Origin of the sequence: Burkholderia sp. Bp9090 (assembly GCF_003857985.1) — a bacterium.
GTDB lineage: Bacteria > Pseudomonadota > Gammaproteobacteria > Burkholderiales > Burkholderiaceae > Burkholderia.
Map to the genome: position 1 here is coordinate 66,469 of NZ_QTPV01000024.1, position 20,269 is coordinate 86,737.

A 20,269-nucleotide genomic window follows, 5' to 3' on the forward strand; every position below is an offset into this window, starting at 1 on the left:
GCTTTGGCGCGCCTGCCGCGCTGACCGTTCTCGCCCTCCGTCAAGCCTCGTCTGTTGTTGAGCGTCGCCAGCGGTGGCGCGATCTCATTACGTTCGATTCCCGTATAAAGAGCCCTGGAGCCCCCCATGACAGACAAGCTGATCATTTTCGATACGACGTTGCGTGACGGTGAACAATCGCCCGGCGCGTCGATGACGAAGGAAGAGAAAATCCGCATCGCGAAGCATCTCGAGCGGATGAAGGTCGACGTGATCGAGGCCGGTTTCGCGGCCAGCTCGAACGGCGACTTCGACGCGATCCACACGATCGCCGGTCTCGTGAAGGACAGCACGATCTGCTCGCTGGCGCGCGCCAACGACAAGGACATCCAGCGTGCGGCCGACGCGCTGAAGCCGGCCAACAGCTCGCGGATCCACACGTTCATCGCGACGTCGCCGCTGCACATGGAAAAGAAGCTGCGCATGACGCCGGACCAGGTGTTCGAGCAGGCGCGCCTCGCGGTGCGCTTCGCGCGCAAGTTCACCGACAACGTCGAATTCTCGCCGGAAGACGGCAGCCGTTCGGATCTCGACTTCCTGTGCCGCGTGCTGGAAGCGGTGATCGCCGAGGGGGCGACGACGATCAACATCGCCGACACGGTCGGCTACGGCGTGCCGGAGCTCTACGGCAACCTCGTGAAGACGCTGCGCGAACGCATTCCGAACTCGGACAAGGCGATCTTCTCCGTGCATTGCCACAACGATCTCGGGATGGCGGTGGCCAACTCGCTCGCCGGCGTGAAGATCGGCGGCGCGCGCCAGGTCGAGTGCACGATCAACGGTCTCGGCGAGCGCGCGGGCAACACGTCGCTCGAGGAAATCGTGATGGCCGTGAAGACCCGCAAGGACTACTTCGGCCTCGACGTCGGCATCGACACGACGCAGATCGTGCCGACCTCGAAGCTCGTGTCGCAGATCACCGGTTTCGTCGTGCAGCCGAACAAGGCGGTGGTCGGCGCCAACGCGTTCGCGCACGCGTCGGGCATCCACCAGGACGGCGTGCTGAAGGCGCGCGACACGTACGAAATCATGCGCGCGGAAGACGTGGGCTGGACCGCGAACAAGATCGTGCTCGGCAAGCTGTCGGGCCGCAACGCGTTCAAGCAGCGCCTGCAGGAGCTCGGCGTGTCGCTCGACAGCGAAGCCGAACTGAACGCCGCGTTCATGCGCTTCAAGGACCTCGCCGACCGCAAGGCCGAGATCTTCGACGAAGACATCATCGCGATCGTCTCGGAAGAATCGGCGCTCGCGCACGAGCAGGAGCACTTCAAGTTCGTGTCGCTGTCGCAGCGTTCGGAGACGGGCGAGCAGCCGCAGGCGAAGATCGTGTTCGCGGTCGAAGGCAAGGAAGTGACCGGCGAGGCACGCGGCAACGGGCCGGTCGACGCGACGTTCAATGCGATCGAGGGTGAAGTCGGCAGCGGTTCCGAACTGCTGCTGTACTCGGTGAACGCGATCACGACCGGCACGCAGGCGCAGGGCGAAGTGACGGTCCGGCTGTCGAAGAGCGGGCGGATCGTCAACGGTGTCGGCACCGATCCGGACATCGTCGCCGCGTCCGCGAAGGCGTACATCTCGGCGCTGAACAAGCTGCATTCGAAGGACGACAAGGTCAACCCGCAGCGCGCGTAAGCGCTGCGCGTCGAGCGCCCGAAGCACACGAAACGCCCCGAGCGGCCTCGCGCCGCGCGGGGCGTTTTTCATGCGCCGCTCATTCGGCGGCCGGCGCGCGGAACGACCAGCGGCGCGCGGCCGGGCGGGGCGCCGGGCTGCGGCGGCGGAATTCGACCGCGATCCCGCGCCGCGGCGCATCGGCGATGAACGCGTCGAGCAGTTCGAGCACGTCGTGGTCGATGTAGTCGGCGCGCGTCGCGTCGATGATCACGGCCGCGCGGTCCGGAATGTGCCGCAGGTGATGCTTGACCTGCACCTTGCCGAGGAACGACACGTCCTTGCGGAACGACAGCAGGAAGTGGTCGTCGTGCTGCGCGAGCGTGACGGGGCTCTTCAGGTTCGCCACCGCGACCGCCAGCACGCTGCAGGCGAGGCCGAGCGCGATGCCGAACAGCAGGTCGACCGCCAGCACGCCCGCGATCGTCGCGGCGAACGGCACGAACGCGGCCGGGCCCTGCTTCAGCACCGAGCGGAACAGCGCCGGTTTGGCGAGCTTGAAGCCGGTGTGGATCAGTATCGCCGCGAGGCTCGCGAGCGGGATCAGGTTGATCAGCCCGGTGAGCGCGAACACGCTGGCGAGCAGCAGGATCCCGTGCACGATCGCCGACATCCGGCTTTGGGCACCCGCGTTCACGTTGACCGAACTGCGCACGATCACCGACGTGATCGGCAGCCCGCCGACCGCGCCCGCGACGAGATTGCCGACGCCCTGGGCCTTGAGTTCGCGGTCCGGCTGGGTCGGCCGGCGCTTCGGATCGATCTGTTCTACCGCCTCCAGGCTCAGCAGCGTCTCGAGGCTCGCGACGACCGCGAGCGTGATCGCGACGCGCCACACGTCCGGATTGACGAGTTGCGCGAAGTTCGGGCCGAGCTCGGCATGCTTCAGCGATGCCGCGAGCGCCGCGAACGATTCGAGCTCCGGCAGCGTGACGCGATGCGCGGCGCCCGGCGCGACCGACGGTGCAACGACGCCGAGCACCAGCGTCGCGCCGATGCCGAACACGACGACCGCGAGCGGCGCAGGCACCGCGCGTACCCAGCCGAAGCGCTTGAGCGCGGGCGTGTCCCACGCGACCAGCAGCGCGAGCGAGATGAGCGCGATGGCCGTTGCGGCCCAGGCGGTCGGCAGGCCGGGCCATGATGCAAACGATTGCGCGGCCGGCCCGCCGATGCCGAATGCGAACGGAATCTGCTTCACGACCAGCAGCAGGCCGATCGCCGCGAGCATGCCCTTGATGACGGGCGACGGTACGTACGCGGCGAAGCGGCCGGCGCGCAGCATGCCGAAGCCGAACTGCAGCACGCCGGACAGCAGCACAGCGAGCAGGAACGCGGAAAAGCTGCCGAGTTGCGCGATCCCTTCGACGACGATCACGACGAGGCCGGCGGCCGGCCCGCTGACCGACAGTGACGAGCCGCTCAACAGCGCGACGATGATCCCGCCGACGATGCCGGACACGAGCCCGGCGAACGGCTCGACGCCGGACGCATTGGCGATGCCGAGACATAACGGCAGCGCGACGAGGAACACGACGATGCCGGCGACGATGTCGCGCGGCAGGGTGGACAGGCGGTCGTTCAGTTTCATGGTTGGGGTGATTTCATTGGCGTAGGGAGGGGCGGATCAGCCGAGAGCGACGGCCATGGCGGCATGCTCCGGTTCGGCTTCGGCCGGCGCTGTCGTGTAGCCGGAATCGAGTTCCTTCAGGCGGCCGTCGGCGAGCGAAAAGATCCAGCCGTGCACGAGCGGCGGCCGCTGCCGGCCATGCACGATCGGCGAAGCGCGCAGCAGCCGCACCTGTTCGAGCACGTTGAGTTCCGCCAGGCGGTCGGCGGCGGCCGTGTCGTCGAGTCCGTCGAGCGTGTCGCGATGGCGCCGTGCAAGCGCGCACAGCGGCGCGATGCGGCGCGCGACGTGCGGCAGGTCGGCCGGCGGCGGCAGCAGCGACGCGCGCACCCCGCCGCATCCGTAGTGGCCGCACACGATCACGTGGTCGACTTCGAGCACGCGCACGGCGTACTCGAGCACGCTCGCGGAATTGTCGTCGTCGGGATGGAACAGGTTCGCGATGTTGCGATGGACGAACAGCTCGCCGGGCACGCAGTGCGTGATGGTTTCGGCTGGCACCCGGCTGTCGGCGCAGCCGATCCACAGCACGCGCGGATTCTGGCCGCGCGCGAGTGCGTCGAAGAAACCGGGCGTGTGCTCGTGCGTCTCGCGGGCCCAGGCGATGTTGGCAACCAGCATGCTCTTGGGGCGATTCATGAGGACTCCTTTCTGATAAGGACAAACAAATACCGGACGAAGTGGAGCAATAGGATGCTTTCTAAATTGAAAGGTTCAATTTCATCCGATATTAGGGGTATGCCCTAACATCCGGTGCCAATGATACAAATTGTTTCAACTCGATCTGGCGAGGTGCACCGAATGCACCAATGCAACGCATGACATGTATCGTACATGCCTGTTTCCTCCTGGCGGCCGCGTGGCGCGGGGCTCACCGCGATGCTTTGGGCGCATATTCGATCGGAAAGGATTGCTGCTTCAATTCGAAATTAATCGAATATGACGGAAAAAATGAAATGGCCATTCACGCAGCAATTCGTGAATGGCCATTGTGAAAATTTCGCGTAAATGCGCAATCGATCCGATCAGAACAGATTGCGGCGGTCGGGATCGTGCAGCGGGTCCGGTGTTTTCTGCGTGGTGCGCAGGATGCCCTGCGGGTCGAAGTAGAAGCTGTACATCATGTACCAGACGTTGTCTTCGAGATAGCGGTAGGTCCATACCTCGCGCTTCATCAGCGGGAAGTAGGACGTCTCGACCGGGCGGCCGAAATTGACGAGCACGTCGGTCTTGGTCCACTTGCCGATATCCGCGCGATAGAACTCGCTCGGCTGCAGCACCTGGCGCACGTTGACGATCCGGTGGGCCGCGTCGACGTCGGCCGCGATGGTGATCTCGCCCATCGGCTGGGTCGGCCACATCAGGCGCTTGCCGCCGCCGGGCAGGTCGTAGATCTCGCGCGGCGGGCCCATGCGCGCGACGATCGCCGACTCGTCCTGGCCGGCCTGGTATTGCTGCCACGGTTGCGCACAGCCGGCGAGCAGCGCCGCCGCACAGGCGACCAGCACCGGCAGGCGCGCGGGAATGCGAATGCGCATGGGATCCTCCAGAACGCTCTAACCGTTCAGTTGTATCACGGACGGCGCGCGCCGGCGCATCGTGCCGAAAAAATCGGTGCGGATCGCCGGCCGGGTGTCGTCGGGCTATCGTTGCGCGCCGGGCTTGCGGCCGGCGCCGTCCGCGTCCTATGATCCGCGCTTCTCGGACGGGTTGAAGGGCAGGGAGCCGATGCAGCTGTGGAAACGGTACGCGCTCGCATGGAGCGCCGGGTGGATGCTGGCGTCGTCCGCGTTCGCGGCAGGCGAGCCGGTGCGGATCGCGCTGATCGAAGGGATGTCGGGCCCGTTCGCGAACGCGGGCGCGGCCGTCGAGCGCAACCTGCGCTTCGGCGTCGAGCGGGTCAACGCGGCGGGCGGCGTGAAGCTGCGTGACGGCGCGCACCCGCTCGAACTCGTCGTGCTCGACAGCAAGGGCAGCCCGGAGGAGGCGCTGGTGCAGTTGCGCGCGGCGGCGGACCGGCACATCGGTTTCGTCGCGCAGGGCAACAGCTCGGCGGTCGCGGCCGCGCTCGTCGCGGCGCTCGACAAGCTGAACGCGCGCAATCCGGACAGCCGGATGCTGTTCCTCAACTATTCGGCCGACGATCCGGCGCTGACCGGTGCGCGCTGCAGCTTCTGGCATTTCCGCTTCGACGCGCACGCGGGGATGCGGATGGCCGCGCTGGCGGACGTGATGGCGCGCGACCGCCCGCTGCGCAAGGTCTACCTGCTGAACCAGGACTACAGCTTCGGCCACGACGTCAGCGCGCTGGCGCGGCAGGCGCTGGCCGAGCGGCGCCCCGACGTGACGATCGCCGGCGACGAATTCCACCCGATCGGCCGCATCAAGGATTTCTCGCCGTACATCGCGAAGATCCGCGCAAGCGGCGCGGACGCCGTCGTGACCGGCAACTGGGGCAACGACCTCACGCTGCTCGTGAAGGCGGCGCGCGAGCAGGGGCTGAACGCGAAGTTCTATACGTTCTATGGCAACAGCCTCGGCGCGCCGGCCGCGCTCGGCGATGCGGGCGTCGGCCGGGTGGTCGCCGTCGCGGACTGGCATCCGAACGCGGGCGGCGCGCAATCGGACGGGTTCTACCGCGCGTACCGGACCCGTTTTCCCGCTGCCCCGGACGACTATCCGGTGCGACGGATGAGCCTGATGATCGAGATGCTCGCGGCGGCGATGAATCGCGCCGGCTCGTCCGACCCCGTCGCAGTGGCGCGCGCGCTCGAAGGGCTGTCGCTCGACGACGGCTTCCACGCGTCGTCGATGCGGGCGCAGGATCACCAGTTGATCCAGCCCCTTTATGTGATGGAAATGGACAAGGCCGGCACGCCGGGCGTGCGCTTCGACAACGAGGGCTCGGGATACGGTTTCCGGACCGTCCTCGCGGTGCCCGCGCAGCGCACGCAGATGCCGTCGACCTGCTCGATGACGCGCCCGTGACAGGAGGCGATGGAACGGCGTGCAGTTGTGCTACAATGCCCGCCGGTTGTAAGTCACGGCACGGCCATTCTTCCGTGTCCGCCTGTTAGTTAGCCAGTAGGAAACAAAGGAAATCTCATGTCTGTTGCAGATATCAAGAAGTCGGAAGTCGTTGCTCAGTTCGCCCGCGGTACCAACGACACGGGTTCGCCCGAAGTCCAGGTCGCACTGCTGACCGCACGTATCGTCGAACTGACGGGTCACTTCAAGACCCACGCGAAGGATCACCACAGCCGCCGCGGCCTGCTGCGCATGGTGAGCCGCCGCCGCAAGCTGCTCGACTACCTCAAGGGCAAGGATGCCGACCGTTACCGCGCGCTGATCGAGAAGCTGGGTCTGCGTAAGTAATCGAGGCGATTGCCGCCAGCAAGATGCCTGTGTCAGTCCGCTGATGCAGGCATTTTGTTTTTGCGCGGTGCGTAGCGTCACGCGCACCGCAGGTCGTCCGGCACGTGGGTGCCGGGCTGCCGGAACGGCTGATACCGGGGTCGGGATTTGTGTCATTCCAGCGCGCCGCTCGTCGAGCGGCGTGCTGGAATGGCATAAAAAACACACCTTGCTCCGGGTGATTCGGTCGGGACGCCGCCGCGCGGGATGGCCCGCACGGCGAATGAAATGAATGAATTCAAAGGAGCAACCATGTCCATGTTCAACAAGGTCGTGAAGGAATTCCAGTGGGGCCAGCACAAGGTGCGCCTCGAAACCGGTGAAGTCGCCCGCCAGGCGAGCGGTGCCGTGATCGTCGACGTGGAAGACACCGTCGTGCTGGCCACCGTCGTCGGCGCGAAGTCGGCGAAGCCGGGTCAGGACTTCTTCCCGCTGACCGTCGACTACCTCGAGAAGACCTACTCGGCCGGCAAGATCCCGGGCGGCTTCTTCCGTCGCGAAGGCCGTCCGTCGGAACACGAGACGCTGACGTCGCGCCTGATCGACCGTCCGCTGCGCCCGCTGTTCCCGGAAGGCTTCTACAACGAAGTCCAGGTCGTGATCCACGTGCTGTCCGTGAACCCGGAAATCCCGGCGGACATCCCCGCGCTGATCGGCGCATCGGCCGCGCTCGCCGTGTCGGGCCTGCCGTTCAACGGTCCGGTCGGTGCCGCGCGCGTCGCGTACATCGACAACGCCTACGTGCTGAACCCGACGCGTGACCAGATCAAGGCATCGAGCCTCGACCTCGTCGTCGCCGGTACGGAGCGTGCGGTGCTGATGGTCGAATCGGAAGCCGACCAGCTGCCGGAAGACGTGATGCTGGGCGCGGTCGTGTTCGGCCACGAGCAGATGCAGACGGCGATCGACGCGATCCACGAACTCGTGCGCGAAGGCGGCAAGCCCGAGTGGGACTGGCAGCCGGCACCGAAGAACGAAGCGCTGAACGCGCGCGTGACGGAACTGGCGCACGGCGACCTGCTCGCCGCTTACCAGCTGCGCGACAAGCAAGCGCGTTCGACGAAGCTGAAGGAAGTCTACGCGGCAACCTCGGCGAAGCTCGAGGAAGACGCGCTGGCGGCCGGCACGGTCGCGGCCGACAAGGCGACCGTCGGCAACATCCTGTTCGACATCGAAGCGAAGATCGTCCGTTCGCAGATCCTGAACGGCGAGCCGCGCATCGACGGTCGCGACACGCGCACCGTGCGTCCGATCGAGATCCGCACCGGCGTGCTGCCGCGCACCCACGGTTCGGCGCTGTTCACGCGTGGCGAAACGCAGGCGCTCGTCGTCGCGACGCTCGGCACGAAGGGTGACGAGCAGATCATCGACGCGCTCGAAGGCGAATACCGCGAGCGCTTCATGCTCCACTACAACATGCCCCCGTTCGCGACCGGCGAAACGGGCCGCGTCGGCTCGCCGAAGCGTCGTGAAATCGGCCACGGCCGTCTCGCGAAGCGCGCGCTGGTCAAGTGCCTGCCGAGCGCCGACGAATTCGGCTACTCGATCCGCGTCGTGTCGGAAATCACCGAATCGAACGGTTCGTCGTCGATGGCGTCGGTGTGCGGCGGCTGCCTCGCGCTGATGGACGCCGGCGTGCCGATGAAGGCGCACGTCGCGGGCATCGCGATGGGCCTGATCCTCGAGGGCAACAAGTTCGCGGTGCTGACCGACATCCTCGGCGACGAAGATCACCTTGGCGACATGGACTTCAAGGTGGCCGGCACGGAGCAAGGCGTGACGGCACTGCAGATGGACATCAAGATCCAGGGCATCACGAAGGAAATCATGCAGGTCGCGCTCGCGCAGGCGAAGGAAGGCCGCATGCACATCCTCGGCAAGATGACCTCGGCGGTCTCGGGTGCGAACACGCAACTGTCGGAATTCGCGCCGCGCATGATCACGATCAAGATCAACCCGGAAAAGATCCGCGACGTGATCGGCAAGGGCGGTTCGGTGATCCGCGCGCTGACCGAAGAAACCGGCACGACCATCGACATCTCCGATGACGGCGTCGTGACGATCGCGAGCACGAACAGCGAAGGCATGGCCGAAGCGAAGAAGCGCATCGAGCAGATCACGGCTGAAATCGAAGTCGGCCAGGTGTACGAAGGCACGGTGCTCAAGCTGCTCGATTTCGGCGCGATCGTGAACCTGCTGCCGGGCAAGGACGGCCTGCTGCACATCTCGGAAATCGTCAACGAGCGCGTGAAGGACATCAACGACTACCTGAAGGAAGGCCAGCAGGTGAAGGTCAAGGTGATCCAGACGGACGAGAAGGGTCGCGTGCGTCTGTCGGCGAAGGCGCTGCTGAACGAAGCAGCGGCGGCGTCGCATTCGGATACGCCGCCGCAGCAGTAAGCGGACAGGCGTGAGAACGGCCGGCAGTGCGAAAGCGTGCCGGCCGTTTTTTCTGTAGCATCGTTGTGCGGCGCAGCAGCGCCGGCGAGGCGCCCGTGCCGCGCACGGGTGCGCCACCCGATTCCGATCCTGGAGCGACCACCATGCAAGCCATCGAAATCACCGAATTCGGCGCCCCCGACGTGCTGAAGCTCGCGGAGCGTCCGCGCCCCGAACCGAAGCGCGGCGAAGTGCTGATCAAGGTGGCGGCTTCCGGCGTGAACCGGCCCGACGTATTCCAGCGCAAGGGCGCCTATGCGCCGCCGCCGGGGGCATCGGATCTGCCGGGCCTCGAGGTCGCGGGCGAGATCGTCGGCGGCGACCTGTCGGATGCGGCGCTGAACCCGTTCGGCCTGAAGCTGGGCGATCGCGTCTGCGCGCTGCTCGCGGGCGGCGGCTACGCCGAGTACGCGGTCGCGCCGCTGCCGCAATGCCTGCCGGTTCCCGATGGGCTGACCGACATCGAAGCCGCATCGCTGCCTGAAACGTTCTTCACGGTGTGGAGCAACGTGTTCGACCGCGCGCTGCTCGGCGCGGGCGAGGGCGGCGAGCAGGAAACGCTGCTCGTGCAGGGCGGCTCGAGCGGGATCGGCGTGACGGCGATCCAGATCGCGCACGCGCTCGGCTATCGCGTGTTCGCGACGGCCGGGAATGCCGACAAATGCCGGGCATGCGAGGCGCTCGGCGCCGAACGTGCAATCAACTACAAGACCGAGGACTTCGTCGAGGTCGTCAAGTCGCTGACGCACGATCGTGGCGTCGACGTGATCCTCGACATGGTCGCAGGCTCGTACGTGCCGCGCGAACTGTCCGCGCTCGCGGATGGCGGCCGCCTCGTGCTGATCGCGCTGCTCGGCGGGGCGAAGGCCGAGGTCAACCTGAACGAGATCCTGCGCCGCCGGCTGACGGTGACGGGCTCGACACTGCGTCCGCGTCCGGTCGAATTCAAGGCGCGCATCGCCGCACAGCTGAAGGCGCGCGTCTGGCCGCTGCTCGCGGACGGCCGCATCAAGCCCGTGATCTACCGCGTGCTGCCGGCCGGCGAGGCCGCGCAGGCGCATGCGCTGATGGAAAGCGGCGAGCACATCGGCAAGATCGTGCTCGATTGGGGTACGACCACCTGACGGCCGTGCGGCCGGACTTGACATGTGCGGTTTGACCGGTTCAAGCCGCGCGCAGTAAAATCGCGGGTTTGCTTCGCCAGATCCAACCTGACGGCCGGTTTCCGGTGCGTTAATGACAAGATAGTGACGAGACAGACACGATGTCGAAACAACGAACGAAGCGAGTGATCGGCAACTGGAAGATGCACGGCCGGCTGGCCGGCAACCAGGCATTGCTGAACGAAGTGGTGCAGGGCGCAGGCGCGGTGGCGGCCGAGACGTCGATCGGCGTGTGCGTGCCGTTCCCGTATCTCGCGCAGGTTCAGGCGCAGCTCGCCGGCGGCCGTGTCGCGTTCGGCGCGCAGGACGTGTCCGCGCACGAGCAGGGCGCGTTCACCGGTGAAGTGGCGGCCGCGATGGTGGCGGAGTTCGGCGCGCAGTATGCGATCGTCGGTCACTCGGAGCGCCGCGCGTATCACGGCGAGCGAAGCGAAACCGTCGCTGCGAAGACGCAGCGCGCGCTCGCGGCAGGCCTCACGCCCGTCGTGTGCGTCGGTGAAACGCTCGACGAGCGCGAAGCGGGTGCGACCGAGCAGGTGGTCGGTGCGCAGCTCGACGCCGTGCTGGCCGTGCTGACGGCCGACGAGGCGGCGCGCATCGTCGTCGCGTACGAGCCGGTCTGGGCGATCGGCACGGGCAAGAGCGCGACGTCGGCGCAGGCGCAGGACGTACACGCATTCCTGCGTGCGCGTCTCGCGGCAAAGGGGGCGGCGGACGTATCGGTGCTGTACGGCGGCAGCGTGAAGCCGGACAACGCGGAAGAGCTGTTCGCGCAGCCGGACATCGACGGCGGCCTGATCGGCGGCGCGTCGCTGAAGGCGGAAGATTTCCTGGCGATCTGCCGGGCCGCGCGTTGAGCGGTCCGGGGTCGAATTGAACCATGATGGCGGCCGGTCGGTCCGGTCGCCTGATCCAATCGGGTGGGTGTGATGCTGTTATTCAAGACGCTGATTATTGTCGTGCAGGTACTGTCTGCACTGGGTGTGATCGGGCTGGTGCTGCTGCAGCACGGCAAGGGTGCCGACATGGGCGCTGCATTCGGGAGCGGCGCGTCGGGGAGCCTGTTCGGGGCGACCGGCTCCGCGAACTTTCTGTCGCGCACGACGGGCATTCTCGCGACGATCTTTTTCGTCGCGACGCTCGCACTGACGTATCTCGGTTCGTACAAGTCGACGCCGTCGGCCGGCGTGCTCGGCACGGCAGCGACCGCGCCGGCATCGGCACCTGCAGCATCGGCACCGGCAGTCGCGGCGTCCGCCGCGGTTGCGGGGTCGGCCGCAAGCGCGCCGGGCCAGGACGTCCCGAAATAAAAAGTTAAATTTTTTGCGGTTGTGCGTTGAACAAATCTGGAACTCGGGTTAGAATTTAATTCTTGAAGCGATTCGCGGGAAACGAGCAGTACAACCCGAGTTGCATGCAGTGCCGACGTGGTGAAATTGGTAGACACGCTATCTTGAGGGGGTAGTGGCGAAAGCTGTGCGAGTTCGAGTCTCGCCGTCGGCACCAAAGTTACTCAATGCCAGCCGCTTCTAGTGGCTGGCATTTTTCATTTGTGGGGTGTGCCTTGCGATTGTCTTGTGATTGCACGCACTCCGAAATGATTCCTTCCGCCGGAAGTGGTATTCTCCGGACGCTCAGAACCAACCGATAGAGGATTGCCTTGAACCTCGCAGCCTATTACCCCGTCTTGTTGTTCCTCCTCGTGGGCACTGGTTTAGGTATAGCGCTGGTCAGCATCGGCAAGCTCCTTGGTCCCAACAAGCCGGACGTCGAGAAGAACGCACCGTACGAGTGCGGCTTCGAAGCCTTTGAAGACGCCCGGATGAAATTCGACGTCCGGTACTACCTCGTCGCCATCCTGTTCATCATCTTCGATCTCGAAACCGCATTCCTGTTTCCGTGGGGCGTCGCGCTCCGGGACATCGGCTGGCCGGGTTTCATCGCAATGATGATTTTTCTGCTCGAATTCCTGCTGGGCTTTGCCTATATCTGGAAGAAAGGCGGCCTCGACTGGGAGTGATGGGTTAATCGCCGGTTTGCATGGGCGGCCACGCTGGGCCGCTCGTCTGGAGTGGAAAGCAAATGAGTATCGAAGGGGTCTTGAAGGAAGGGTTTGTCACCACGACGGCTGACAAGCTGATCAACTGGACGCGTACCGGCTCGCTGTGGCCGATGACGTTCGGGCTCGCGTGTTGCGCCGTCGAGATGATGCATGCGGGCGCGGCCCGTTACGACCTGGACCGGTTCGGGGTCGTGTTCCGTCCGAGCCCGCGTCAGTCGGACGTGATGATCGTCGCCGGCACGCTGTGCAACAAGATGGCGCCCGCGCTGCGCCGCGTGTACGACCAGATGGCCGAGCCGCGCTGGGTGATCTCGATGGGGTCGTGCGCGAACGGTGGTGGCTACTACCACTACTCGTATTCGGTGGTCCGCGGTTGCGACCGGATCGTGCCGGTCGACGTCTACGTGCCGGGCTGTCCGCCCACGGCCGAGGCGCTGGTCTACGGCGTGATCCAGCTTCAGGCGAAGATCCGCCGCACCAACACCATCGCCCGTCAATAAAGCCCCGAGCGTCCCCTCAATATGGCAAGCAAAATCGAGACCCTCAAGGCCAACCTCGAAGCCGCGCTCGGCGCGCGCGTGGTGAGCCTCACCGAAGCGATCGGTGAACTGACGCTCGTCGTGAAGGCGAGCGATTACCTCGAAGTCGCAAAGACGCTGCGCGACGATCCGAAGCTCCGTTTCGAGCAGCTGATCGACCTGTGCGGCATCGACTATCAAACGTACGGCGACGGCGCCTACGACGGCCCGCGTTTCGCGGCCGTGTCGCAGCTGCTGTCGGTCACGAACAACTGGCGCCTGCGCCTGCGCGTGTTCGCGCCGGACGACGATCTGCCGATCGTGGCGTCGCTCGTCGACATCTGGACCTCCGCAAACTGGTACGAGCGCGAAGCGTTCGACCTGTACGGCCTCGTGTTCGAGGGTCACCCCGACCTGCGCCGCATCCTCACCGACTACGGCTTCATCGGCCATCCGTTCCGCAAGGACTTCCCGGTGTCGGGCTATGTCGAAATGCGTTACGACCCGGAAGAGAAGCGGGTCGTCTACCAGCCGGTGACGATCGAGCCGCGCGAAATCACGCCGCGCGTGATCCGCGAGGATCGCTATGGCGGTCTGAAACATTAAGGGGGCGTCATGGCAGAAATCAAGAACTACACCCTCAACTTCGGCCCGCAGCACCCGGCAGCGCACGGCGTGCTGCGCCTGGTGCTCGAGCTCGACGGCGAAGTCATCCAGCGTGCCGATCCGCACATCGGCCTGCTGCACCGCGCGACCGAAAAGCTCGCGGAAAGCAAGACCTTCATCCAGTCCGTGCCGTACATGGACCGTCTCGACTACGTGTCGATGATGGTCAACGAGCACGGCTACGTGCTCGCGATCGAGCGCCTGCTCGGCATCGACGTGCCGGAGCGCGCGCAGTACATCCGCGTGCTGTTCGACGAGATCACCCGCGTGCTGAACCACCTGATGTGGATCGGCGCGCACGCACTCGACGTCGGCGCGATGGCCGTGTTCCTGTACGCATTCCGCGAGCGCGAAGACCTGATGGACGTGTACGAAGCGGTGTCCGGTGCCCGGATGCACGCGGCGTACTACCGTCCGGGCGGCGTCTATCGCGACCTGCCTGACGCAATGCCGCAATACAAGGCGTCGAAGATTCGCAACGAGAAGGCGCTCGCGAAGATGAACGAAGCGCGCAGCGGCTCGGTGCTCGACTTCATCGACGACTTCTTCACGCGCTTCCCGAAGTGCGTCGACGAATACGAAACGCTGCTGACCGACAACCGGATCTGGAAGCAGCGTCTGGTCGGGATCGGCGTCGTCAGCCCGGAGCGTGCGCTGCAGATGGGCCTGACGGGCCCGATGCTGCGCGGCTCGGGCATCGCCTGGGACCTGCGCAAGAAGCAGCCGTACGAAGTGTACGACCGCATGGATTTCGACGTGCCGGTCGGCGTGAACGGCGATTGCTACGACCGCTATCTGGTGCGCGTGGAAGAAATGCGCCAGTCGGTCCGTATCGCGAAACAGTGTATTGAGTGGCTCCGCAAGAATCCGGGCCCGGTGATGACCGACAATCACAAGGTTGCGCCGCCGTCGCGCGTCGGCATGAAGACCAACATGGAAGACTTGATTCACCACTTCAAGCTCTTCACCGAAGGTTTTCACGTGCCGGAAGGCGAGGCGTACGCGGCAGTCGAGCATCCGAAGGGCGAGTTCGGCATCTACCTCGTGTCGGACGGTGCCAACAAGCCGTATCGCCTCAAGATCCGCGCACCGGGCTTCGCGCACCTCGCGTCGCTCGACGAAATGGCGCGCGGTCACATGATTGCCGACGCCGTCACGATCATCGGTACGCAGGACATCGTGTTCGGCGAAATCGATCGCTAATGGTTGCGCCGCTTGCGCGAGCGGGCGGCGAGCAGTCAGTCACACGCGAAGTCACATGCGGTATGCGCCGAGCCGGCGCGGCTTCGCAAGCTGTCAACAGTGAGCGCCAGGTCTGCCGTCCATGCACAGCAGTGCGGCAGGTTGTTCGTTCGGTAGGAATTGAAAGAGTCGTGTCTGAAAATGATCTCAGCTGAAGGCCTGAAGGAAATCGATCGAGCGTTGACGAAGTATCCCGCCGATCAGAAACAGTCCGCCGTGATGTCGGCGTTGGCCGTCGCTCAGGAAGAGCACGGCTGGCTGTCGCCCGAACTGATGCAGTTCGTCGCGGACTATCTCGGCATGCCGGCCGTCGCCGTGCAGGAAGTCGCGACGTTCTACACGATGTACGAGCTCAAACCGGTCGGCAAGCACAAGATCACGCTCTGCACGAACCTGCCGTGCCAGCTTGGCCCGCACGGCGGCGCGGAAGCGACGGCCGACTACCTGAAACAGAAGCTGGGCATCGGCTTCGGCGAGACCACGCCCGACGGCAAGTTCACGCTGAAGGAAGGCGAATGCATGGGCTCGTGCGGCGATGCGCCGGTGCTGCTGGTGAACAATCACAGAATGTGCAGCTTCATGAGCCGCGAGAAGATCGACCAGCTGCTTGAGGAGCTCTCGAAATGACGTCCCTCCACGACCGTCACATCAAACCGCTGATCCTCGCTGGTCTGAACGGCGAGAACTGGCATCTCGAAGACTACGTTGCGCGCGGCGGCTACAAGCAGCTGCGCCGCATTCTCGAAGAAAAGATTCCGCCCGAGCAGGTGATTGCCGACGTGAAGGCGTCGGGCCTGCGTGGCCGTGGCGGTGCGGGCTTCCCGACCGGCCTGAAGTGGAGCTTCATGCCGCGCCAGTTCCCGGGGCAGAAGTACCTCGTCTGCAACTCGGACGAAGGCGAGCCGGGCACGTTCAAGGATCGCGACATCCTGCGCTGGAACCCGCATGCGCTGATCGAAGGCATGGCCATCGGCGCGTACGCGATGGGCATCACCGTCGGCTACAACTACATTCACGGCGAAATCTTCGAAGTGTATCGACGCTTCGAGGCCGCGCTCGATGAGGCGCGCGCCGCGGGTTTCCTCGGCGACAACATCATGGGCTCGGAATTCTCGTTCCAGCTGCACGCGCACCACGGTTACGGCGCGTACATCTGCGGCGAGGAAACGGCGCTGCTCGAGTCGCTCGAAGGCAAGAAGGGCCAGCCGCGCTTCAAGCCGCCGTTCCCGGCGAGCTTCGGCGTGTACGGCAAGCCGACCACGATCAACAACACCGAGACGTTTGCCGCGGTGCCGTTCCTGCTGTCCATCGGGCCGCAGAATTACCTCGAGATCGGCAAGCCGAACAACGGCGGCACGAAGATCTTCTCGGTGTCGGGCGATGTAGAGCGTCCGGGCAACTATGAAGTGCCGCTCGGCACGCCGTTCGCGACGCTGATGGAACTCGCCGGCGGGATGCGCGGCGGCCGCAAGATCAAGGCCGTGATTCCGGGCGGCTCGTCGGCGCCGGTGATCCCGGGCGACATCATGATGCAGACCGATCTCGATTACGACTCGATCGCGAAGGCGGGCTCGATGCTCGGCTCCGGCGCGGTGATCGTGATGGACGAGACGCGCTGCATGGTGCGTTCGCTGCTGCGCCTGTCGTACTTCTACTACGAGGAATCGTGCGGCCAGTGCACGCCGTGCCGTGAAGGCACCGGCTGGCTGTATCGCGTCGTGAATCGTATCGAGCACGGCGAAGGCCGCCAGGAAGATCTGGACCTGCTGAACTCGGTTGCCGAGAACATCATGGGCCGCACGATCTGCGCGCTCGGCGATGCGGCGGCGATGCCGGTTCGCGGGATGCTCAAGCATTACTGGGACGAATTCGCGTACCACGTCGAGCACAAGCACTGCATGGTCGGCGGCCACGCGCACGCGGCGGCAGCCTGAAGCGAAGCACCGGTTGCGGAATTTGAGCGCACGGTCGGGCGAAGGCGCGAACGGGCGGAAATAGGTTAAGGACCATTCACCATCATGGTTGAACTTGAAATAGACGGCAAGAAGGTCGAGGTGCCCGAAGGCAGCATGGTGATCCAGGCTGCGCACAAGGCGGATACGTACATTCCTCACTTCTGCTATCACAAGAAACTGTCGGTCGCGGCCAACTGCCGGATGTGTCTCGTCGAAGTCGAGAAGATGCCGAAGGCCGTGCCCGCCTGCGCGACGCCCGTGTCGGCCGGCATGATCGTGCACACGCAGTCCGACAAGGCCGTGAAGGCGCAGCAGTCGGTGATGGAATTCCTCCTCATCAACCATCCGCTCGACTGCCCGATCTGCGATCAGGGCGGCGAATGCCAGCTGCAGGATCTGGCGGTCGGCTACGGCAAGTCGTCGTCGCGCTACTCGGAAGAGAAGCGCGTGGTGTTCCACAAGAACGTGGGCCCGCTGATCTCGATGGAAGAAATGTCGCGCTGCATCCACTGCACGCGCTGCGTCCGCTTCGGCCAGGAAATCGCCGGCGTGATGGAGCTCGGCATGCTGGGCCGCGGCGAGCACTCGGAAATCACGACGTTCGTCGGCAAGACGGTCGACTCCGAACTGTCGGGCAACATGATCGACCTGTGCCCGGTCGGCGCGCTGACCAGCAAGCCGTTCCGCTACAGCGCCCGTACGTGGGAACTGTCGCGCCGCAAGTCGGTGAGCCCGCACGATTCCGTCGGCGCGAACCTCGTCGTGCAGGTGAAGAACAACCGCGTGATGCGCGTGCTGCCGTTCGAGAACGAAGCGATCAACGAATGCTGGATCTCGGACAAGGATCGTTTCTCGTACGAAGGCCTGAACAGCGAAGAGCGCCTGACGAAGCCGATGCTGAAGCAGGGCGGCCAGTGGATCGAAACCGACTGGCAGACCGCGCTCGAATACGTCGCGAAGGGCCTGAAGGGCATCGCCGCGGATCACGGCGCGAATGCGCTGGCGATGCTCGCGAGCGCGCACAGCACCGCTGAAGAGCTGTTCCTCGTGAAGCAGCTCGCCAACGAACTGAAGACGCCGAACGTCGACTTCCGTCTGCGTCAGCAGGATTTCTCGGCGCCGGTCCAGGGCGCACCGTGGCTCGGCATGCCGATCGCCGACCTGTCGAACGTGGATGCCGCGTTCGTCGTCGGTTCGTTCCTGCGCCGTGACCACCCGCTGTTCGCCGCACGCCTGCGCCAGGCCGCGAAGAACGGCGCGAAGCTGCACTTCCTGCACGCGACCGCCGACGACTCGCTGATCCCGACCGCGAAGCGCATCGTCGCCGCGCCGTCGGCATGGCTCGACGAACTGGCCGGCGTGGCCGCAGCCGTCGCGCAACTGCGCGGCATCGCGCTGCCGGACGCGCTCGCGGGCGTCGCCGCATCGCCGGCTGCGCAAGCGGTCGCCCAGTCGCTCGCGAACGGCGAGCGCCGCGCGGTGCTGCTCGGCAACGCAGCCGTCCGTCATCCGCAATTCGCAAAGCTGCACGCCGTCGCACAGTGGATCGCCGACAACACCGGCGCCACGTTCGGCTTCCTGACGGAAGCGGCGAACACGGTCGGCGCGCACGTCGTCGGCGCACTGCCGGGCGAAGGCGGCCTGAACGCACGCGAAGCGTTCGCGCAGCCGCGCAAGGGTTACGTGCTGCTGAACGTCGAACCGGAATTCGACACGGTCGATCCGGCGCAGGCGCTTGCCGCGCTGAACCAGGCCGAGATGGTCGTCGTGATGTCGCCGTTCAAGCACGGCCTCGATTACGCCGACGTGCTGCTGCCGATCGCGCCGTTCACGGAAACGGCCGGTACGTACGTGAACGCGGAAGGCTCGGTGCAGAGCTTCAACGGCGTCGTACGCCCGCTCGGCGACACGCGTCCGGCGTGGAAGGTGCTGCGCGTGCTCGGCAGCCTGCTCGGCCTGCCGAACTTCGAATACGAAACGGCCGAAGAAGTGCGTCTCGCGGCGCTCGGCGACGCAGGCGTCGCGAACCGTCTGTCGAATCAGGCGTCGGCCGCACCGGCCCGCGTCGCGGCAACTGCCGCGAACGGCGGCTTCGAGCGCCTCGCCGACGTGCCGATCTATCATGCCGACGCACTCGTGCGCCGCGCAGGTGCGCTGCACCTGACGGCCGCCGCGAAGGTAGCGAACGCCGCAGCCCTGCCGGCCGCGCTGTTCGACAAGCTGGGCTTGAAGGAAGGCGACGCGGTGCGCGTGCGCCAGGGCGAGCGTGCGGTGCAGTTGCCGGCCGTGCGCGACGCGAATCTTGCGGAGACGGTCGTTCGCGTGTCGGCGGCAACGCCTGCCGGCGCAGCGCTCGGCAGCCTGTCCGGTGAACTGGTGGTGGAGAAGGCGTAAATGAGCTTGTTCGATACGATCAACGCGGGCGGCGCCCAGGTTCTCGGCGTCGCGTGGCCGACGGTGTGGGCAATCGTGCGCATCCTCGTCGTCTCCGTCGTCATCCTGCTGTGCGTCGCGTACCTGATTCTGTGGGAACGCAAGCTGATCGGCTGGATGCACGTGCGTCTCGGCCCGAACCGCGTCGGCCCCGCGGGCCTGTTGCAGCCGATCGCCGACGTGCTGAAGCTGCTGCTGAAGGAAGTGATTCAGCCGAGCGCCGCCAGCCGCTGGCTGTACCTGATCGCACCGGTCATGACCGTCGTGCCGGCGTTCGCCGTGTGGGCGGTGATCCCGTTCCAGGCCGAAGCCGTGCTCGCGAACGTGAACGCGGGCCTGCTGTACGCGATGGCGATCTCGTCGATCGGCGTGTACGCGGTGATTCTCGCCGGCTGGGCATCGAACTCGAAGTACGCGTTCCTCGGCGCGATGCGCGCCGCGGCGCAGATGGTCTCGTACGAAATCTCGATGGGCTTCGCGCTGGTGCTCGTGCTGATGACGGCCGGCAGCCTGAACCTGTCGGAAATCGTCGGCTCGCAGCAGCACGGCTTCTTCGCCGGCCACGGCGTGAACTTCCTGTCGTGGAACTGGCTGCCGCTGCTGCCGGCGTTCGTCGTCTACTTCGTGTCCGGCATCGCCGAAACGAACCGTCACCCGTTCGACGTGGTGGAAGGGGAGTCGGAGATCGTCGCGGGTCACATGATCGATTACTCGGGCATGGCGTTCGCGCTGTTCTTCCTCGCCGAGTACATCAACATGATCGTGATCTCGGCACTGGCCTCGACGCTGTTCCTCGGCGGCTGGGACGCACCGTTCGAATTCCTGTCGTTCATTCCGGGCATCTTCTGGCTGGTGCTGAAGGTATTCGCGCTGCTGTCGGTGTTCATCTGGGTGCGCGCGACGTTCCCGCGCTACCGTTACGACCAGATCATGCGTCTGGGCTGGAAGGTGTTCCTGCCCGTCACGGTGATCTGGGTGGTCGTGGTCGGCTTCTGGATGATGTCGCCGCTCAACATCTGGGTGAAGTAAAGATCGGA

General features: G+C 65.3%; 18 protein-coding genes and 1 tRNA gene. 16 read left to right on the top strand and 3 right to left on the bottom strand.

Going from position 1 to position 20,269, the window contains the following annotated elements; all coding sequences use genetic code 11:
• The first annotated feature begins 126 nt into the window (after positions 1–126).
• Positions 127–1,671 carry a 2-isopropylmalate synthase gene (locus DIE16_RS21600; protein ID WP_044844671.1) on the top strand — a complete coding sequence of 515 codons (1,545 nt, stop codon included), beginning with the start codon at positions 127–129 and terminating at the stop codon, positions 1,669–1,671.
• A 79-nt stretch (positions 1,672–1,750) separates the two neighbouring features.
• Here the strand turns inward: DIE16_RS21600 and DIE16_RS21605 are convergent, their stop codons facing one another.
• The 3 genes from DIE16_RS21605 to DIE16_RS21615 all read right to left on the bottom strand — a co-directional run bounded on the left by DIE16_RS21605 (position 1,751) and on the right by DIE16_RS21615 (position 4,878).
• Positions 1,751–3,301 (bottom strand): SulP family inorganic anion transporter, encoded by a 1,551-nt coding sequence (locus tag DIE16_RS21605; RefSeq protein WP_124522484.1) that lies wholly within the window; start codon positions 3,299–3,301, stop codon positions 1,751–1,753.
• A 36-nt stretch (positions 3,302–3,337) separates the two neighbouring features.
• Positions 3,338–3,979, bottom strand: a complete 642-nt coding sequence (locus tag DIE16_RS21610) for a carbonic anhydrase (protein ID WP_044844669.1) — start codon at positions 3,977–3,979, stop codon at positions 3,338–3,340.
• A gap of 386 nt (positions 3,980–4,365) precedes the next feature.
• Positions 4,366–4,878: a hypothetical protein gene (locus DIE16_RS21615; protein WP_124487226.1), complete on the bottom strand. Its 513-nt coding sequence runs from the start codon at positions 4,876–4,878 to the stop codon at positions 4,366–4,368.
• Between the two features lie 190 nt (positions 4,879–5,068).
• Here DIE16_RS21615 and DIE16_RS21620 point away from each other — a divergent pair, with 190 nt between their 5' ends.
• The 15 genes from DIE16_RS21620 (at position 5,069) to nuoH (ending at position 20,261) form a co-directional block, all read left to right on the top strand.
• Positions 5,069–6,328 carry a branched-chain amino acid ABC transporter substrate-binding protein gene (locus DIE16_RS21620; protein ID WP_124487248.1) on the top strand — a complete coding sequence of 420 codons (1,260 nt, stop codon included), beginning with the start codon at positions 5,069–5,071 and terminating at the stop codon, positions 6,326–6,328.
• A 117-nt stretch (positions 6,329–6,445) separates the two neighbouring features.
• Entirely contained in the window at positions 6,446–6,715 is a 270-nt protein-coding gene (gene rpsO, locus DIE16_RS21625) for a 30S ribosomal protein S15 (protein WP_006398792.1), read from the top strand.
• Positions 6,716–7,006: 291 nt separating this feature from the next.
• Positions 7,007–9,154 carry a polyribonucleotide nucleotidyltransferase gene (pnp, locus tag DIE16_RS21635; protein ID WP_124571639.1) on the top strand — a complete coding sequence of 716 codons (2,148 nt, stop codon included), beginning with the start codon at positions 7,007–7,009 and terminating at the stop codon, positions 9,152–9,154.
• Between the two features lie 143 nt (positions 9,155–9,297).
• Positions 9,298–10,317 carry an NAD(P)H-quinone oxidoreductase gene (locus tag DIE16_RS21640; protein ID WP_044844666.1) on the top strand — a complete coding sequence of 340 codons (1,020 nt, stop codon included), beginning with the start codon at positions 9,298–9,300 and terminating at the stop codon, positions 10,315–10,317.
• Between the two features lie 140 nt (positions 10,318–10,457).
• Complete coding sequence (gene tpiA, locus DIE16_RS21645) at positions 10,458–11,213, top strand: triose-phosphate isomerase (RefSeq protein ID WP_124522488.1); 756 nt, start codon at positions 10,458–10,460, stop codon at positions 11,211–11,213.
• A 72-nt stretch (positions 11,214–11,285) separates the two neighbouring features.
• Positions 11,286–11,666 carry a preprotein translocase subunit SecG gene (gene secG, locus DIE16_RS21650; protein ID WP_042977371.1) on the top strand — a complete coding sequence of 127 codons (381 nt, stop codon included), beginning with the start codon at positions 11,286–11,288 and terminating at the stop codon, positions 11,664–11,666.
• A gap of 111 nt (positions 11,667–11,777) precedes the next feature.
• Positions 11,778–11,862: transfer RNA gene (locus DIE16_RS21655), tRNA-Leu, on the top strand.
• 154 nt (positions 11,863–12,016) lie between these two features.
• Positions 12,017–12,376 (top strand): NADH-quinone oxidoreductase subunit A, encoded by a 360-nt coding sequence (locus DIE16_RS21660; RefSeq protein WP_006398798.1) that lies wholly within the window; start codon positions 12,017–12,019, stop codon positions 12,374–12,376.
• A 62-nt stretch (positions 12,377–12,438) separates the two neighbouring features.
• Complete coding sequence (locus DIE16_RS21665) at positions 12,439–12,918, top strand: NADH-quinone oxidoreductase subunit B family protein (RefSeq protein ID WP_006398799.1); 480 nt, start codon at positions 12,439–12,441, stop codon at positions 12,916–12,918.
• 21 nt (positions 12,919–12,939) lie between these two features.
• Positions 12,940–13,542 carry an NADH-quinone oxidoreductase subunit C gene (locus tag DIE16_RS21670; protein ID WP_044844664.1) on the top strand — a complete coding sequence of 201 codons (603 nt, stop codon included), beginning with the start codon at positions 12,940–12,942 and terminating at the stop codon, positions 13,540–13,542.
• A gap of 9 nt (positions 13,543–13,551) precedes the next feature.
• Complete coding sequence (locus tag DIE16_RS21675) at positions 13,552–14,805, top strand: NADH-quinone oxidoreductase subunit D (protein ID WP_044844663.1); 1,254 nt, start codon at positions 13,552–13,554, stop codon at positions 14,803–14,805.
• A 180-nt stretch (positions 14,806–14,985) separates the two neighbouring features.
• Entirely contained in the window at positions 14,986–15,471 is a 486-nt protein-coding gene (gene nuoE / locus DIE16_RS21680) for an NADH-quinone oxidoreductase subunit NuoE (RefSeq protein ID WP_006478266.1), read from the top strand.
• On the top strand, positions 15,468–16,778 hold the full coding sequence (nuoF, locus tag DIE16_RS21685; protein ID WP_006756904.1) for an NADH-quinone oxidoreductase subunit NuoF: 1,311 nt from the start codon (positions 15,468–15,470) through the stop codon (positions 16,776–16,778). The genes nuoE and nuoF overlap by 4 nt, the downstream gene beginning before the upstream one ends.
• Before the next feature lie 84 nt (positions 16,779–16,862).
• On the top strand, positions 16,863–19,193 hold the full coding sequence (nuoG, locus tag DIE16_RS21690) for an NADH-quinone oxidoreductase subunit NuoG (RefSeq protein ID WP_124571637.1): 2,331 nt from the start codon (positions 16,863–16,865) through the stop codon (positions 19,191–19,193).
• Complete coding sequence (nuoH, locus tag DIE16_RS21695; RefSeq protein WP_044844661.1) at positions 19,194–20,261, top strand: NADH-quinone oxidoreductase subunit NuoH; 1,068 nt, start codon at positions 19,194–19,196, stop codon at positions 20,259–20,261.
• The last annotated feature ends 8 nt before the right edge of the window (positions 20,262–20,269 follow it).